We start from the raw sequence: 15,321 nt of genomic DNA, 5'->3' as shown, positions 1-15,321 counted from the left end.
CCGCTTGTGTGCGCACTCTACAAGCACTCAACCAAGCCTGGCAAGGTCACGGTACCACACCCAAAAAAGGATTTGCCAAGACCGACAGTGCGCAGCATTCTTAAACAAGCCGGTCTATAGGAGGTCAATATGCTATATCCAATCTATGTACATAAGGACCCAGACAGCTCTTATGGCGTCACTTTCCCGGATTTTCCCGGTTGCTTTTCGGGCGCTGATGAAGCCCGGGATATCCCGCGATACGCCCAAGAAGCCGTAGAAGTCCACTTCTTCGGGAACAGTGATGCCATTCCAGCGGCCAGCACCCCGGATCAATGGATAGCAAGCGAGGAATACCAGGGCGGGTTCTGGATGCTGGTCGATATCGATCTGTCCAAAGTAAACACCAAGGCAGTGCGCTTGAATATCAGCCTGCCCGAGAATCTTGTACATCGCATTGACGCGTCAGCACGCGAACGGCACATGTCCCGCTCGGCCTTTTTGGCAAAGGCTGCCGAGCGGGAAATGTCAGCAGTGGAATAGCGTATCACTGAGCATGGCCCGCTGCATACGGCCTCAGCCAGCTGGCGACGCATCAAATATAGTCAAAAACGTCTTCCTGGAAAAACATATCGCGGCGCAATTCCAGATACGGTTTAAGCCTGTTCACGCTGGTTATATCGTGCCTCATATCCCTTAAAGCATTGGTCAGCGCGTGGATTTCTTTCAGATGCTTGTTGACGGCGCGCTGGCTTGCTGCGGGAGTGCTTTTGTGGAATCGTCGATATAGCGCGCCGGCCAGCGGGTTTTCATCCAGGATGTCATCTTTTTGTTCGCGCAGGTAAAGCAGGTGCCGATCAAGCAATTGTGCGGCGCCATCCAGGTCGCCCCCCAGTTCTTGCAATGGGGACTCGCCCACGTATTCAGCATAGAACGCGAACAATCTTGGAATGTCGTTGCTGTCTCGCGCCCGAATCAACTCGCTCATCAAACGGTTCTTCTCCATCCGAACCGTTTCATCGCGCTCTTTATCGGGATGCAAAATGCCGGCAAGCTTGCGAAATAGTTTATTGACAGACGAAGACCTGATCAGTTGCTTCAATGCCAGGTTCTCGTCCCGAACTTGCTGTTCATGGGCCTGCTGGCGCTGGGAAAACTCATTAAAAAACGAATGTTCCGAATGCGGGTCGTCGTGCTCTGCAAATGGGTTACCTGCCGCATCGGCACGTTCAAATTCGTCGAACAAATCCTGGAACATATCCTGAATAGAAGGGTCTTCGTCGCCCCCTATGTCGTGCCCGTTGTCATCGAAATCAAAGTCGCCCGCGCCGGCTTCGAGTTGCGGTTCGGGATACGCGACAGCAAAAGCATCCGCCATACGCCGTTGCAAAGCGGACATATCCAGATGCTGGCTAAAAGGATTGTTCTCCATCGCTTGCACGTATTCAGCCGCCCATTCGAGCAGCATTTCGCGGTGCCACTGTGCAAGAGACTTTCGAGTACAAAACGAAAGCAAGTGCAGGCAAGCGAAATACATGGCGTCCATATAGGCTTTTTCTTTATCCTGGATACGGCTTTGAATATCCTGGGCGAACGCCTGGGCATCGGCCCGTAGACCGTCATTTCTCTTCTGCTGATTGATGACGCGCTGCCATGCATCATTGAATTTCTTTTCGCTGTTGCCTTGCGCATCCGATGGGGCCTGATGGGCGAATTTTGTGGTGCTTACTTCCATAAAGTACTTCTTCCTCCATCATTGAGCTGTAATGTCGTTTCCCAGGCCGACTACCCGGCTATCCGTCCGCGTGGACGACTTAGGCTTTAGCCGACGAGCACGGACGTCAGCGCGCTCACAATATTGTATCGAACCAAAATCACAGATAAATAGCCATCCTATGGGTAGGGCTATAATAGACATATCTAATAATTTGTAACTTTTTAACAAAAAACATAACTATATATCGAGACGCCGCATTTCATCGGCCTTGCGCTTATCCTGACTTTTACCCGACGCACGTGTGCCACTACAGCAGCCGCCGCGAGCGATTCATCACCTATGCAAAAAAAATTACCCATTACAGCTATAGAAACCAAAGTACGTCCCGACCAATACCTTATCTCGAAGACCGACATCCGCGGCAACATCGTTTATGCCAATGCCGCTTTCATCGAAATCAGCGGCTACAGTCGTGCTGAACTGATCGGCCAACCTCATAATATCGTCCGCCATCCTGACATGCCGCCGGAGGCGTTTCAAGATTTTTGGGCTACCTTGCAGGCCGAGAAGCCTTGGTTGGGCCTCGTCAAGAACCGACGCAAGGACGGTGGTTACTACTGGGTGCTGGCCAACGCCATGCCCATATTCGAACATGGCCAGATCACCGGCTACGCATCCGTACGCGTCAAGCCCAGCGCCAGCCAGATCGAAGACGCGCAAGCTTTCTATGACGATATCAATTCCGGCAATGCGGGCGGTTATATCGTCAAAGCAGGACAACGGGTACGGGGTGGGTGGCGCAGCGCCCTGGATATTGCTGCCCGGCCGTTCCATAACACCTTGAGCGCCGGTATGTTCCGCATGGCGGTGGCCACTACCGCAACCATCGCCGCCTCGCTATGGTTTGCCGTAAACGGCGCAGCCTATGCCGATTATCAATGGTGGGTAATTGGCGGCCTTAGCTTGATTACCGCAGCAAACCTGGCCTACGGCTGGCATATCGCCCAGCACATCATCACGCCGCTGAACGGCGCCAGCAAGATAGCGCGTCAGATCGCAGCCGGCAACCTGCAGATCGAGATCGATACCGATCAGCCCGGTGAAGTAGGCGGCCTGTTCTTTTACCTGGACATGATGCGCAAGAGCCTGATGGGTATCGCCAACGATGTACACCAGGGCGTCTACGCCACCTCCCGCAGTGCGGGGATCCTGGACGTAAACAATACCAATCTGTCGGCGCGCACCGATGAGCAGGCATCTTCGCTGCAGGAAACCGCCGCGAGCATGGAACAGCTTACGGTTACGGTGCGACAGAATGCCGACAATGCCAATATCGCGCGGGACTTGGCCGATACCAGCATGCAAACCGCCCAGCGCGGCGGTACGGTCGTCAGCGACGTGGTCACCACCATGCAAGGCATACACGATAGCTCACGCAAGATCGGGGATATCGTCTCGCTGATCGACACCATTGCGTTCCAGACCAATATCCTTGCCTTGAATGCGGCGGTCGAAGCGGCGCGCGCCGGCGAGGCCGGACGCGGCTTTGCCGTCGTGGCGGGCGAAGTGCGGAGCCTGGCACAAAAAAGCGCCCAGGCCGCCAAGGAAATCAAGACATTGATCGACGACTCGGTCAGCCGCATGCAAGTCGGTGCCGAGCAAGCCGAGCGCGCCGGCCAGACCATGCAAGACATCGTGGAATCGGTCCGCCGCGTCACGGACATCATGGGCGAGATATCCACGGCATCGGTCGAACAGTCCTGCGGCCTGGACCAGATCAACCAGGCCATCTCGCAAATGGATGGCGTTACGCATCAGAATGCCGCGCTGGTCCAGGACTTGGGTAACACGGTAAAGGGCCTGACCGGCGATGCGCAAACCTTGCAATTGGCCATTGAAGTGCTGAATACCGGTAGCGGGAATATCCAATACGCGGGCAAAACGAAAAAAGCCCAGGACAATGTCCTGAGCTTATCGCCGACCTATTCATGATGGCCGTCTGGCCCAGCCTGGATCGACACGAGTTCAGGCTGTGCCGACGCGCCTAGAACTCTTCCCATTCGTCGCTTTTCGATCCCTGCGGTCCAGCGGCGGCCAGGCGCATGCGCGCGGCCGGTGCGGTAGGACGCGCCGATGGCGATTCGCCACGGCCCCGACTCGTTGCGGTCATCTGCGGGGCCATGCGCTGGTTGACCAGTACAGGTGCAGCGGCACTGGCCACGTTCTGATCGACCTTGAAGAAGCTGACAACATCCACCAGCATACCGGCCTGTTCACTCAGGCTGCTCGACGCGGTGGCCGATTCCTCGACCAGGGCCGCATTCTGCTGCGTGACATCGCTAAGCTGCAAGACGGCGTCGTTGATCTGGCTCAGGCCCGATGTCTGTTCATCCGTCGCCGCGCTGATCTCGCTGATCAAGTCAGTGACCTGCTTGACCTCTTCCACGATACCTTGCATTGCCGCGCCGGCTTCGTCGACCAGCTTGCTGCCGAGATCCACCTTGACGACACTGTCGTCGATCAGGGTCTTGATGTCTTTGGCAGCGGCCGCACTCTTTTGTGCAAGACTGCGTACTTCAGACGCCACCACGGCAAAGCCGCGCCCTTGCTCACCCGCCCGCGCCGCTTCAACCGCCGCGTTCAGCGCCAGGATATTGGTCTGGAACGCAATGGTATCGATCACGCCGATGATGTCCACGATGCGCTTGGATGAGTCATTGATGCCGGCCATGGTCGCCACCACATTACTGACCACTTCGCCCCCCTTGGATGCCGACGCGCTGGCCGTTGTAGCCCGCTGCGCGGCCTGCCTGGCCACGTCGGCATTGCTGTGAACCGTGCTGGACAATTCTTCCATCGCTGCCGCGGTTTCGGTCAAATTGGCCGCCTGCTCTTCCGTGCGCTGCGACAAGTCGGCGTTGCCTGAGGCAATTTGGCCCGCGCCTGTGGCAATACTGTCGCTGCTTGCCAACACCGACATCACCAACTTGCGCAATCCCTCTTGCATGGTGCTCATTGCCGCGATGACGCTACCCTCGGCTGCACGCGATGTATCGATATGGTTCATCAGGTTGCCGCCGGCAATGGAATCGGCAATGGCTGCGACCTGTACCGGCTCGCCACCCAACTGACGCGTGATCACTCGCGTGATGATCCAGCCCAGCAACATGGCTAAAATTGCGCCAACGATGGTCAATACGCTTAACGAAATGACTGTGTCGGAATAAACAACAGCAATTTCGCCTGCGAAGCGCTCCGCGTTCATGCGCTTCTCGTTGACCAACTTGATCATGAGATCTTCGGCGGCATCTCCAAGCGGCCTCGCGTTCTCAAGCAGCTCTATCGTTGAATTGTTCGCCTGACCGGGTGCTTCAGGCTTCAGCAATACCAAGACCTTATCAATGCCGGCCTCATACGCAGCAATAGCGGCACGTGTTGACTGCACCGCTTTCTTACCCGCTTCGGTCACAAATAAAACGTCCAGCTGATCCAGTGCGGCTTTGACGCCAACAAAGTGTTCGGCGACTCGCTTCACTTCGACGTCGCGCGCTCCGAACGTTTGTGCCAACAGTGCCGTGCGAGCGGATCGTCCCGCGCCAATCAATTGGGCATTGGCCGTTTCCGCATGATATAAACCCACCAGCTCAACGTCGTACATCCTGGTGGCCATGGTGTTGACCTCCCCCGTTGCCCGAACTCCCAGCCATCCAATAAGGGCAGCAATGATGGCAACGATCAGGAAGGCTCCGGTCAGCTTAGTTCTGACAGTAAGGGTAGCAATCCGACTCATGAAACTCTCCAGGTTTTTGATAGAACTACCAATATGCGTTCGTTGGGAATTTCCCCGATGAACAGTGTAGGCGGAGGCGTTGACAAGGAAAGAGACGAACTGACGATATTCCATGGCTTAATTAGACGTAAGCAATTGTGTTACTACTCGTTTGCATTCGTTATAAGATATATATAATATGTATCTTATAACGAATGCAAACTATTAATCACGACCGGAAATCACCATGGACATCGATCGCTTCAAACATCAGCACGTAGAAATCCTTGACGGCATCGCTACGCTACGCAAATTTGCACACGCGGGCGTGAAAGAACACGCTCACGAGATTGCGCACGCCATCGTCTCGCTCAGCACCGTCGTCAAATTGCACTTGGCCATTGAAGACCGCATCTTATACCCCGCCCTTCAGAATGGAAGCAATCCGCAACTATCAGAAATGGGCAAAGCCTACCAGGAAGACATGAAGGGCATCGCGTCCGGCTATATCGCTTTCTCGCGACAGTGGAGCTCGCCCGCAACCATCGCGGCACAAGCCGAACAGTTTCGCACTGAAGCCAATACCGTTCTGAAGACTCTTTTTTCTCGCATGCAGAAGGAAAACAGCGAGTTTTATCCTGCCATCGAATCAATGTCGTAGAGAAGCGCTTGAGCACCAGTCAGCCTGCCGGGGTCGCACTCCACAAACCCGGCAGCATGGAAAGCAGGTACAGGATCAGTCCGACGCATCCGCCCACAAACGTGCCGTTGATGCGAATGTATTGCAAGTCCTTGCCAATATTCAGTTCGATCTGGCGCGACATTTCTTCGGTATCCCAGCCTCTCACCGTATCGCTGATGTGTCGCGTCAGAAACTTAGCAAAGTCGGGCGCCATGCGTTGCGCGGCATATTCCATATGCGCGTTCAGCGAATCACGAAGGTTCTGGTCCTGCGCCACGGCCAGTCCTATCCATCGACCGGATGCCGCCACCTTGGCATGCAGCACAGAATCGGGGCGATCGAGGTCTGCCTTGAGCCAGGTTCTTAAACCACCCCACAGTTGATTGATGTAGGTGTTAAGCGCGACATCGTTCTTCAGGTACAGCTTGATCTCTTCGGCCTTGCGCGCGGTATCCGGGTCGTGCTTGAGTCGTTCGATCAATTTATACACATAATCGTCGAACTCCTTGCGCAACGCGTGCTTGTCATCGTTCACGATGTCGTCAAGCACGGCATTCACGGTCTCGGAGATCAGCTCGGCCCCGTGTTCGCCCAGCCAAGCGGTAGGCAGCAGTTTCTCTTTGCGGGGATGTTCGCGCTTGATCCACTGGATGATCTGCTGGCAGATAAAGTCACGTGTCGCCGGCTTGTTCAGAAGCGTCGTCAATTGCGCAATGCTCTGGTCCAGAAGCTCCTGGTGACGGCCATCCTTGGTCAGCCCATCCAATATAGTCCCCGCCGATTGAGATAAATCGATCTTGTCTATTGCCGCGTGGATGGCATCTTTCATGAAAATCTGGATTCGCACATCGTCGATAAAGTCCAGGACGGTGCGCAACAAGCTTGCGACATGTACGCTAAGCCTTTGCGTATTCGCAGGCGCCGTCAACCAGTCTGCAATCAATTGCGCAGGATTATGCTTGCGAATCAGGCTCACAATGGAGGACGCGTCCAGGAACTTTTCCTGGACGAAAGCGGCAAGGTTATCACCTATTCGATCCTTGTTACGCGGGATGATGGCCGTGTGTCGGGAGATGAACGGAATGGGAATCCGCCTGAAAAGCGCGGCAACCGCAAACCAGTCGGCCAAGGCGCCGACCATTGCCGCTTCGGCCATCGCCTTGATGCCCAGTGTCCAGACGTTATGCGGCGCAAGAAGCATTGCTACAAACAAGACAGCGGCCACCATCAGCCATGCAAGGGCACGCCGCTTCGCTTTCCTTAAATCTGCTTCCTTATCCATTCATGCCAGGACAGTATCGTCGTTGATCTGGACCATTTCATCGTTGCAAGAGCGCGCGCCCCTGCGCAGCAGGCGTTCGTAGAAGCCGGGCGTCATGTCGGTGACAAAGACCTCGTAGCCATGTGCCTTGGCTGGAATATAGATGGCACGGATCAACTTCTTCCCCAGGCCCTGCCCCTTCATGATGCCCGGCGTGCTAATGCAGCTTATCTGCACCTGCTTGCCTTCGGGGCTAATCGTTAGCCGCAACAGCGTAGCCCAGGTAAGCTCGCTGTCGTCTTGCTGGCACTTCACTTCAAGCTCATCGGGTTGGACATCGAATTTGTGATTGACCAGCTTATCGAGATAAGGGGTCAGCAAAGGTTTTATGCCGTCTTGGATTTCTGTTACGAGTTCAGTCATGACGTGTGTGTATCCTCATTACCGTTTTCATTGATGTGCCGGGGTGTGAAACTGGGCTGCTACCGTTTTCACGATAGGAAGAAACGTGAATGCCGTCAAGAACAAATATGATGCGCTAGGGTTTACGCTGGGTAGAGGGCAGGTCTCGCTCTACACCTGTCGCATCGGCCCTGGGTATTGGGCGACCACCCCGTCTACTGTGAGCAAGGTGATCCCCTCAATTCCTGATAACCGTTATCCAACAGCCCGCGCCGTAACACTCTTGCGTCCACCTGGAAATCGGCGCGGCCCAGACCGCATTTGATTGCGATTTCCCAAAGACTTGCAGCACTGAAAAGCAGTTCGTTTTGCGGGTCTTCCAGCAATGTCCGTGCAGCTTGCGACAACTTGTCAGGTGAACCGGCCGCCCAAAGCAGCACGTGGGTGTCCAGTAAAAACTTCATTCCTTGCCGCCGAAGAGCAATTCAATTTCCGGATCGCCCATGCGATCAAAGTCGTCAGGAACCGAAATTTGCCCCGTCATAAAACCAAGCCTGCGCCTCTGCCCGGTCGCCGGCGCATCAAGCCGGGTTACCTTGACCAATGGATTTCCTGCCTTGGCGATAATGAAGGGCTCGCCCTTTACGGCCTGTTCTATTAGGCGTGATAAATGGGTCTTCCCTTCGTGGATATTAATAATTTGCATAGCAGGCTAAGTAAACTTAGTTCGGTTAGTTTAGGTTAGCATAACGGCCATTAAACAAGCGCTCCCAGCGAGCCAGCGAGCGAACGGCTATAACCGAAGTTAGCCGCAGCAGCCTAGTGCAAGTGAGTTCGCTTACGATGCGCTAGGACTTACGCTCAAGTTCCCTGGAAAATACGTTTGTTGTATAAATCAGTTTTGATATCTACCAGCGTTAATTGTCGGCAATCCGGATGACGGGGGTTAACCACAGCGATTTGCTCCAGCCCAGCGGGAACCGCCGCACTGGGCACTCGTAATACCAGGGCACCGCATTTTTTCAACCATTCGGTTCCGATTGACTGAGTCGATTCTGGATACGGATATTGCGGCCAATCATCGGGTAATTGATCCCTGTCCAAGCTTTCGCATAAAGCAGAATCAGGCAGTTCGTAAATACCCAGACGATAGCTTTTTGGTACCAGCCGTGGAGACGGCAGGTAGTTTCCCATTTCCAGCAGCGCTACTGCGGGGGTCAACGCAAAATAAAGCACAGGAATGCCTGCTTTGTTCCAGCGGGCGCCATCTCGATAGCTGGCACCCAGTCCTGAATAGTTTTCTATATATTGCTCAGGACATATCCGAAACAACTGCATCAACTGAACTCTCCGTGCTCCAGTTTGCGCAGGGCCGTCCGGACCAGAGTGCGTCCTTCAAAGGTGTCAAAAAGATCCAACGGGGGGACACCGGCCAGCGCAGGTATAGGTGTGGCCAACCATTCCCGCGCAAGGTTCTCGTCTCCGAAAATTCGCAATGCATATCTGTAGACCCGTAGCGTATCCAAAACCTCTTCACTATCGCTACGGTTTAATACTTTCTTGTGATAGTAGCGGTTCAGATTGGCCGATGTCGTGTTCAGCAATCGGATGAACAATTCTCGATTACCGCCCAGCGCCTCAATGGCTTGCTTTACAACCCTACCGGAGATTCCTTCACGGACGGTCTGGATGTAGACCGCCTGATCAGTGAATGCCTTGGCTGGAACAGCAATGTTTTTGAAAGCATTGTCATTTTGCTGCGTTGTTTGAGTCGTCATAAGACTCTCCGTACGGAAATTAGGCTGCTTAATAATGGTACATCATATTGATGATGAGCCGTCATTATTCTGACTGATTCAAAGATGCCCAGGTCAGTGGTCAAGCAGACCGACCACCACCAACATGGCACTGCTTGCTACAGTCCCATATTGGGACTGTAGTTCGTGCATGCAAGTGATAGCGATCAGTACGTTACGTCAATTTTAAGAAATCCATCCGGCCGCCGACCAGCCGAGATGGAGACAGATCCGGAACTAGGACCGCTTGAAGCCGATGATTGGTCAGCGTAACTGCGTGTACGAAATCCCGAACCGTAAGCTTGCCGTTCTCTATACCGAAAACTCCGGTCGTACTGGACCATTTCGTGGCAGACCCATCATTTCGCGGGCTTCCTTTGGCGTTGCCGGTTCATAGCCCATATCGCGAATCAAGCGCACAACCCGTTCAGTAAGTTGAACGTTGGTGGCCAGCTCGCCTTGAGAGTAGTACAAGTTATCTTCCAGCCCTACCCTAACGTGCCCACCAAGCAACAAGGAATTCATGGCGCACGGTAACTGTGCCGAGCCAATACCGCTGACACCGAAAATGCTACCTTTAGGCAATAGGTTGACCATGGACTGCAGTATTTCAGGGGTATAAGGCATGGCGTTCTGAAAGCCGCGGTGCACGCCCATGACCAGGTTGATGTAATAGGGTTCATCGTCCAGGCCGTCGGCGATCAGCGTGGCGGTATCCTGAAGAATATGGGTGGGGCTGAAAACCTCCCATTCCGGTTTGATGCCGCGTTTCTTCATTTCCTGAGCCAGTTCCCGAGACCGGGAAGGTGACGTGTTCATCAGGATTTCTTTATTATCGAAGCTCGCGATAATGGTTGTGGCATCCAGCGTGCACATCTCGGCGCCAGCATCCATGCCTTTGATGCGCTCTTCCCACAGGATTTCCCAGTAGCCGTTGGCTGCCTGCCCGATCATTTCGCCATGCACGCCACCGCCGGTCGAGTTGTTGATGACGATGTCGCATTTGGCGCGTATACGGGTATTGATGTCATGATAAATGCTGGCATTGCACGTGGCGCCGTCATCCGGATTACGGGCATGCACCGCCACCACACTGGCACCAGCGTTATAGCAATCGTAGGTATCTTGCGCAATTTCGCCGGGCTGGGTCGGAAGATGCGGATTCTGGCTTTTAAACGCCATGCCGCCGGTAGGAGCGATGGTTACGATGATTTTTTTCTTGGTCATGTTGGTTGGCTGCAAAATTAAAAGAATCAGTTGAATCAGCTTTTGGCGACAAACTTGCACGTCGATTCGGACAGCGACCCGTAGAGTGCTTCCGGCGCCAGCGTGTCGATAGTCTTGTGATAATCCCAGGGACCCGAGCTTTCCGCGGGGGTCTTCACTTGCAGCAGCGTCATGGCGTTCATCATGCGGCCATCTTCGCGCACCACACCGTTTTTAACGAAGAAATCGTTAACGGGGTTGGCCTTGAACCATTTCATGATGGTGGCGCCATCATCGGTCTTGGTTTCAGCCACGCCTTTCAGGTACGCCTGCACGGCGGAATAGTCGCTGGCCTGGATGTATGAAGGTTTGCGCTTGATTTTCTCTTCCATGCGGGCCGACCACTTACTGGCTTCCTCCGACTGGTTCCAGTACCACGGCGACGTAAAATACATGCCCTGCGTTGCCGCGAGACCCAACGTATGGATGTCCAGCATGAATACGGTCAAGCCCACCATATTCATGGTTTTATTCAAGCCAAAATCGGCGGCAGTCTTGACGGCGTTGACAAAATCGCCGCCGGCGTTGGCCAGGCCAAGTATTTTTGCGCCCGACGACTGCGCTTGCAGAATAAACGACGAAAAGTCGGCGGCGCCCAAGGGCACGCGTACCGTGCCGGCGACTTCGCCCCCGGCTTTCTTGACGACTTCGGACGTCTCTTTTTCCAGGGCGTGACCAAACGTATAGTCGGTAGTAATGAAGAACCATTTCTTCCCGCCATTCTTGACCACTGCGGCGCCGGTGCCGGCAGCCAGTGCGCTGGTGGAATAGGTATATTGAATGGTGAACGGTGAGCAATGTTCGTTGACCAATGCCGATGAGCCCGCGCCGGTGGAAATGAACAACTTGTTCTTTTCGGCGGCTACTGCCGACATGGCCAGACTGGCCGCGGAGTTCGTGCCCCCCAGAAGGACATCCAGTTTTCCGCTATCGAACCATTCGCGCGCTTTGGCCGACGCAATATCGGCCTTGTTCTGGTGATCTGCCACGAAAAACTCAATTTTCTTGCCGTCGATGGCGCCACCGGCATCGGCGATGGCAAGCCGTATGGCTTCGGCCCCACCCGGGCCATCGTAGTCGGCGTATACGCCCGACATATCAGTGATGAACCCAATGCGTATAGTATCGTCGGAGATTGTGTTTGCAGAGGCGCTGCTGCCCATTGCGGCAAGCGCGCCGACTACCGTTGCCCATAAAAAGGGGTGTTTCATGAATCCGTCTCCGTGGCTGAAAAGCCTGTATTTTTGGTGTTGAGGTAATGCGTGGTAGCGTACGCGACATGAGTCGACGCGCGGGCTGGCTGCCTGCCTTTGCGTTTAACAATAGAAAGAATCGATGGTGCCGTCAAGGGTAAATACCGTGCTCTCGGGTTAACCCCATCCATCGCAGAAAGGAGAAACTAATGAGCGGAAACGAATTACGAATTGATCACGTCGCGGTTGTCGGCTGCGGCGTTATCGGCGCCAGCTGGGCGGCATACTTCCTGGCGCGAGGCCTGTCTGTGACTGCCACGGATCCCGGCGAAAATGCCGAGGCTGAGCTTCACCGGCTGGTGCGATCATTCTGGCCCGCCTTGCAGCCGGGTCTAAGTAACGAAGCATCGCTCGACAAGCTGCGTTTCTGCACAGACATCGGCGACGCGGTGCGCGACGCGCAATTCATTCAGGAAAACGGTCCCGAGCGGCTGGATGTCAAGCATGCCATTATTGCCAAGATAGAAGCGGCGACCAGCGCCAACACGCTGATTGCATCGAGCTCGTCAGGCTTGTTGGTCAGCCAGATGCAGCAAGGCGCTTTGCATCCTGAACGTATCGTACTGGGGCATCCGTTTAATCCACCGCACCTGATTCCATTGGTGGAGGTAGTCGGGGGTGAGCATACTTCCGACGAGACCGTACAGCGCACCATGGCGTTTTATCACGCTATCGGCAAAAAGCCGATTCATATCCGGGTAGAAGTGAAAGGCCACGTGGCCAATCGCCTGCAAGCGGCATTATGGAAGGAAGCGTGTTATCTGGTCGACCAAGGCGTGGTCTCGGTGGCGGATCTGGACACCGCAATATCGCAGGGGCCGGGCTTGCGGTGGGCATTGCTGGGTCCGTTCATGAACCTGCATTTTTCGGGTGGCGTAGGCGGTATTGAACACTTGCTCGAACATTTGGGGCCGCCCATTGAGGACTGGTGGGCCGACCTGGGCCATGCCCCGCTGACTACCGAAACAAAGAAGAAAATTTCGCAAGGCGTGAGGGACGAGCTCAAGGAACACGATGAAGCCGCTTTGATTCAAAAGCGGGATGCGTTGCTGATGGCGTTGCTGGATGCCAAGGAACGGGCTGGGAAGTTGCCATAGGTGCTGGCTAGCAATGGTGCTGCGGCAAGGATGGCCGATACACTGGTCATCATAAACGGCAAGCAACTGTGTTAGCTGGGGCTAGGACATGGAATATTGCCCCGGGAGGGGCGGCTCACTGGCCCGCCACCTGCCTAGTGTCAGACGTTGCATTTTATACAAACACTTGTATAATTTCCGCATGGAACAACCGCCGATCCTGAAACCCATAGATTTTTGCGGTAGCGCTCTAGACGACTTGCGGTCTTTCCCCGCTACTGCAAAGCGCGAAGCTGGTGTACAGCTGGATCGCGTTCAACGCGGACTGGACCCGGACGACTGGAAACCCATGAAAATCGTTGGGCAAGGAACCAAAGGGATTCGAATTAAAGATCAGGATGGTGCGTTCCGCGTGATTTATGTAGCAAAGTTCGAAGACGCGGTGTACGTCTTGCATTGTTTTCAAAAAACCAGCCAAAGAACAGAACAACCTGATATCAATCTTGCCAAGATGCGATACAAGGCACTTATCAAGGACTATTAAAAATGAGCAAACAGCGATTCGAAAGCGTATGGGATGCCATCTCTGACACTCCTGGCGAAGCGGCGAATTTAAAAGCCCGGTCTGCTCTAATTATTATCTTGATCGAAATGATCAAACGCCATGGGCTTACCCAAGCCGAGGCCGCCAAGCAGCTTGGCGTGACCCAACCCCGCATTTCAGACCTCATGCGCGGAAAAATCGACCTATTCAGTCTCGATACGCTCGTCAACATGCTTGCCGCAGGAGGACTACACATCGAGCTGCGCGTTCATGAGAATGAGCCAGCGCACGTATAAAAGACTGCCGCCATCGCGGCGCGCTGGAACAGCCATCGACAATACTGCGGCCAATACGGTGCCCTGCACAATCTTAACTTGTTGACGATGTAGACTTGAATGTGCACCGGCAAAATCCTCCTACACGTAGCAAGGCCCTTCAATCAAGGGATGGGCATCGATAAACGCTTGATCGAGTTTCAAGCCAATACCGACCTCGTCGTACGCCGTGACGCATCCGTCTTTATCAAGAACATAGGGCAGCGTGTTTGCGAGCTGATCACGAAACGGGTTATAGGCGGTAAGGTCCGCTTCGAAGTAGCCCGGATTATCGATACCACATAAGAACTGAAGCGTAGTGGCCATGTTTATGGCCGTGGCCGAGGTATGCGGATGGACCCGCAATTTATAACAGCTGGCCATCGCGGCAATCTTCAACGATTCAGTGACGCCTCCGGCCTTGGACAGGTCTGGCTGCACGTGGGCCACTGCCTCAGAGGCCAACAAAGGTGCAAATTCGTACCTTGTGTAGTGATTTTCGCCCGCAGCAAAAGGCGTGCGTCCCAACAGAGAGGCGCGCTGGTAGACGCTCAGATCGTGCGCCGGAAAAGGTTCTTCCAGCCAACCCACATTCAGTTCATCATAGGCAGGCAACACCCGCCGCACATCATCGAGTGAATAATTGGTGTTGGCATCGACCAGAATGTCGATCTCCGGCCCCACCGCAGCGCGGACTGCACTCACTCGCTCGATATCGCGCAGCACCGTGTCACCCACCCGCAACTTGAGCGCCCGGTATCCTTGGCCGACATAGTCCAGCGCTTCATCAACGAGCGAGGTCGTTGCCTGCCAGCCCAGAGAAATGCCGCCGGCATACGCCTTGATGGGTTTACGTTTACCCCCAATCAGCGCATGCAGCGGCATATCGGCGACCTGGCACCGAATATCCCATAGGGCCAGATCGAGCCCGCTTAGGGCCAGGGCGGCGGCTGAGCCCATGCCGTGACTGGAAATCTGCATTTTATGAACATGGGCCCATACGCCGGACACGTCGATCGGATCCATGCCCAGCACCAATTCCCTGATGGTCGTGTCGATGAGTTTGGCGATCGCCCCCGGGCACCTGCCATGGTGTGCTTCGCCCCACCCGGTCAAGCCTGCGTCGGTTTCGACTTTCACCAGGACGGCATCCCGCTTGACGCTTTTACCTATGCCCAGACGCACTGACTTATCTTCCGGAACCGGAAACGAGATTGGATAGGCCTGGATATTACTTATCTTCATAGTGACCGCCTTGTATG

The 15,321-nt window shown here is 54.6% G+C and carries 17 protein-coding genes and 1 pseudogene; 7 read left to right on the top strand and 11 right to left on the bottom strand.

The genetic code is table 11. The features are described 5' to 3' along the window. Positions 1–18: 18 nt before the first annotated feature. Positions 19–120, top strand: a pseudogene (locus CR159_RS11685) (type II toxin-antitoxin system HicA family toxin); the annotation flags it as partial. A gap of 9 nt (positions 121–129) precedes the next feature. Next, on the top strand, positions 130–522 hold the full coding sequence (locus tag CR159_RS11680; protein WP_102074137.1) for a type II toxin-antitoxin system HicB family antitoxin: 393 nt from the start codon (positions 130–132) through the stop codon (positions 520–522). A gap of 52 nt (positions 523–574) precedes the next feature. Here CR159_RS11680 and CR159_RS11675 read toward each other — a convergent pair whose 3' ends face one another. After that, positions 575–1,714, bottom strand: coding sequence for a hypothetical protein (locus CR159_RS11675; protein ID WP_102074136.1), 1,140 nt, complete (start codon positions 1,712–1,714; stop codon positions 575–577). A 321-nt stretch (positions 1,715–2,035) separates the two neighbouring features. Here CR159_RS11675 and CR159_RS11670 point away from each other — a divergent pair, with 321 nt between their 5' ends. Beyond that, positions 2,036–3,688, top strand: a complete 1,653-nt coding sequence (locus tag CR159_RS11670; protein WP_102074135.1) for a methyl-accepting chemotaxis protein — start codon at positions 2,036–2,038, stop codon at positions 3,686–3,688. Between the two features lie 52 nt (positions 3,689–3,740). Here CR159_RS11670 and CR159_RS11665 read toward each other — a convergent pair whose 3' ends face one another. Then, positions 3,741–5,486, bottom strand: a complete 1,746-nt coding sequence (locus CR159_RS11665; RefSeq protein WP_102074134.1) for a methyl-accepting chemotaxis protein — start codon at positions 5,484–5,486, stop codon at positions 3,741–3,743. A gap of 226 nt (positions 5,487–5,712) precedes the next feature. Between CR159_RS11665 and CR159_RS11660 the strand changes: the two genes are divergently transcribed. After that, a complete protein-coding gene (locus CR159_RS11660; RefSeq protein ID WP_102074133.1) occupies positions 5,713–6,126 on the top strand; it encodes a hemerythrin domain-containing protein in 414 nt (137 codons plus the stop codon). A 19-nt stretch (positions 6,127–6,145) separates the two neighbouring features. Here the strand turns inward: CR159_RS11660 and CR159_RS11655 are convergent, their stop codons facing one another. From CR159_RS11655 to CR159_RS11620, 8 genes are all read right to left on the bottom strand, one after another. Further along, positions 6,146–7,429 carry a DUF445 domain-containing protein gene (locus tag CR159_RS11655; RefSeq protein ID WP_102074132.1) on the bottom strand — a complete coding sequence of 428 codons (1,284 nt, stop codon included), beginning with the start codon at positions 7,427–7,429 and terminating at the stop codon, positions 6,146–6,148. Further along, on the bottom strand, positions 7,430–7,831 hold the full coding sequence (locus tag CR159_RS11650; protein ID WP_102074131.1) for a GNAT family N-acetyltransferase: 402 nt from the start codon (positions 7,829–7,831) through the stop codon (positions 7,430–7,432). Between the two features lie 194 nt (positions 7,832–8,025). Further along, positions 8,026–8,274: a type II toxin-antitoxin system VapC family toxin gene (locus CR159_RS11645; RefSeq protein ID WP_369406252.1), complete on the bottom strand. Its 249-nt coding sequence runs from the start codon at positions 8,272–8,274 to the stop codon at positions 8,026–8,028. Further along, entirely contained in the window at positions 8,271–8,516 is a 246-nt protein-coding gene (locus CR159_RS11640) for a type II toxin-antitoxin system Phd/YefM family antitoxin (RefSeq protein ID WP_102074130.1), read from the bottom strand. The genes CR159_RS11645 and CR159_RS11640 overlap by 4 nt, the downstream gene beginning before the upstream one ends. 155 nt (positions 8,517–8,671) lie before the next feature. After that, positions 8,672–9,148, bottom strand: coding sequence for an RES family NAD+ phosphorylase (locus CR159_RS11635; protein ID WP_102074129.1), 477 nt, complete (start codon positions 9,146–9,148; stop codon positions 8,672–8,674). Beyond that, positions 9,148–9,588 carry an Xre family toxin-antitoxin system antitoxin gene (locus CR159_RS11630; RefSeq protein ID WP_102074128.1) on the bottom strand — a complete coding sequence of 147 codons (441 nt, stop codon included), beginning with the start codon at positions 9,586–9,588 and terminating at the stop codon, positions 9,148–9,150. Before CR159_RS11630 ends, CR159_RS11635 begins: the two co-directional genes overlap by 1 nt. Positions 9,589–9,918: 330 nt before the next feature. Further along, a complete protein-coding gene (locus CR159_RS11625) occupies positions 9,919–10,833 on the bottom strand; it encodes a beta-keto acid cleavage family enzyme (protein WP_102074127.1) in 915 nt (304 codons plus the stop codon). 35 nt (positions 10,834–10,868) lie between these two features. Then, complete coding sequence (locus CR159_RS11620; protein ID WP_102074126.1) at positions 10,869–12,083, bottom strand: ABC transporter substrate-binding protein; 1,215 nt, start codon at positions 12,081–12,083, stop codon at positions 10,869–10,871. Between the two features lie 191 nt (positions 12,084–12,274). Here CR159_RS11620 and CR159_RS11615 point away from each other — a divergent pair, with 191 nt between their 5' ends. The 3 genes from CR159_RS11615 to CR159_RS11605 all read left to right on the top strand — a co-directional run bounded on the left by CR159_RS11615 (position 12,275) and on the right by CR159_RS11605 (position 14,041). Continuing rightward, positions 12,275–13,222 carry a 3-hydroxyacyl-CoA dehydrogenase NAD-binding domain-containing protein gene (locus CR159_RS11615; protein ID WP_102074125.1) on the top strand — a complete coding sequence of 316 codons (948 nt, stop codon included), beginning with the start codon at positions 12,275–12,277 and terminating at the stop codon, positions 13,220–13,222. Positions 13,223–13,403: 181 nt separating this feature from the next. Next, on the top strand, positions 13,404–13,745 hold the full coding sequence (locus tag CR159_RS11610; RefSeq protein WP_102074124.1) for a type II toxin-antitoxin system RelE/ParE family toxin: 342 nt from the start codon (positions 13,404–13,406) through the stop codon (positions 13,743–13,745). Between the two features lie 2 nt (positions 13,746–13,747). Next, positions 13,748–14,041, top strand: coding sequence for a helix-turn-helix domain-containing protein (locus CR159_RS11605; protein ID WP_102074123.1), 294 nt, complete (start codon positions 13,748–13,750; stop codon positions 14,039–14,041). 120 nt (positions 14,042–14,161) lie between these two features. On the opposite strand, the gene CR159_RS11600 is transcribed toward CR159_RS11605, so the two are convergent. Next, on the bottom strand, positions 14,162–15,304 hold the full coding sequence (locus CR159_RS11600) for a mandelate racemase/muconate lactonizing enzyme family protein (RefSeq protein ID WP_102074122.1): 1,143 nt from the start codon (positions 15,302–15,304) through the stop codon (positions 14,162–14,164). Between the last annotated feature and the right edge of the window lie 17 nt (positions 15,305–15,321).

Source organism: Pollutimonas subterranea (assembly GCF_002849655.1).
In the GTDB taxonomy this organism is placed as follows: domain Bacteria; phylum Pseudomonadota; class Gammaproteobacteria; order Burkholderiales; family Burkholderiaceae_B; genus Pollutimonas; species Pollutimonas subterranea.
Note: the sequence above shows the minus strand (reverse complement) of the source record. Positions and strands in the feature narration are given on the sequence as shown.

Bases quoted from the DNA above. Each gene is read 5' to 3' on its own strand.
- CR159_RS11680 (WP_102074137.1), top strand. From the start codon at position 130: ATGCTATATCCAATCTATGTACATAAGGACCCAGACAGCTCTTATGGC.
- CR159_RS11675 (WP_102074136.1), bottom strand. From the start codon at position 1,714: ATGGAAGTAAGCACCACAAAATTCGCCCATCAGGCCCCATCGGATGCG.
- CR159_RS11670 (WP_102074135.1), top strand. From the start codon at position 2,036: ATGCAAAAAAAATTACCCATTACAGCTATAGAAACCAAAGTACGTCCC.
- CR159_RS11665 (WP_102074134.1), bottom strand. From the start codon at position 5,486: ATGAGTCGGATTGCTACCCTTACTGTCAGAACTAAGCTGACCGGAGCC.
- CR159_RS11660 (WP_102074133.1), top strand. From the start codon at position 5,713: ATGGACATCGATCGCTTCAAACATCAGCACGTAGAAATCCTTGACGGC.
- CR159_RS11655 (WP_102074132.1), bottom strand. From the start codon at position 7,429: ATGGATAAGGAAGCAGATTTAAGGAAAGCGAAGCGGCGTGCCCTTGCA.
- CR159_RS11650 (WP_102074131.1), bottom strand. From the start codon at position 7,831: ATGACTGAACTCGTAACAGAAATCCAAGACGGCATAAAACCTTTGCTG.
- CR159_RS11645 (WP_369406252.1), bottom strand. From the start codon at position 8,274: ATGAAGTTTTTACTGGACACCCACGTGCTGCTTTGGGCGGCCGGTTCA.
- CR159_RS11640 (WP_102074130.1), bottom strand. From the start codon at position 8,516: ATGCAAATTATTAATATCCACGAAGGGAAGACCCATTTATCACGCCTA.
- CR159_RS11635 (WP_102074129.1), bottom strand. From the start codon at position 9,148: ATGCAGTTGTTTCGGATATGTCCTGAGCAATATATAGAAAACTATTCA.
- CR159_RS11630 (WP_102074128.1), bottom strand. From the start codon at position 9,588: ATGACGACTCAAACAACGCAGCAAAATGACAATGCTTTCAAAAACATT.
- CR159_RS11625 (WP_102074127.1), bottom strand. From the start codon at position 10,833: ATGACCAAGAAAAAAATCATCGTAACCATCGCTCCTACCGGCGGCATG.
- CR159_RS11620 (WP_102074126.1), bottom strand. From the start codon at position 12,083: ATGAAACACCCCTTTTTATGGGCAACGGTAGTCGGCGCGCTTGCCGCA.
- CR159_RS11615 (WP_102074125.1), top strand. From the start codon at position 12,275: ATGAGCGGAAACGAATTACGAATTGATCACGTCGCGGTTGTCGGCTGC.
- CR159_RS11610 (WP_102074124.1), top strand. From the start codon at position 13,404: ATGGAACAACCGCCGATCCTGAAACCCATAGATTTTTGCGGTAGCGCT.
- CR159_RS11605 (WP_102074123.1), top strand. From the start codon at position 13,748: ATGAGCAAACAGCGATTCGAAAGCGTATGGGATGCCATCTCTGACACT.
- CR159_RS11600 (WP_102074122.1), bottom strand. From the start codon at position 15,304: ATGAAGATAAGTAATATCCAGGCCTATCCAATCTCGTTTCCGGTTCCG.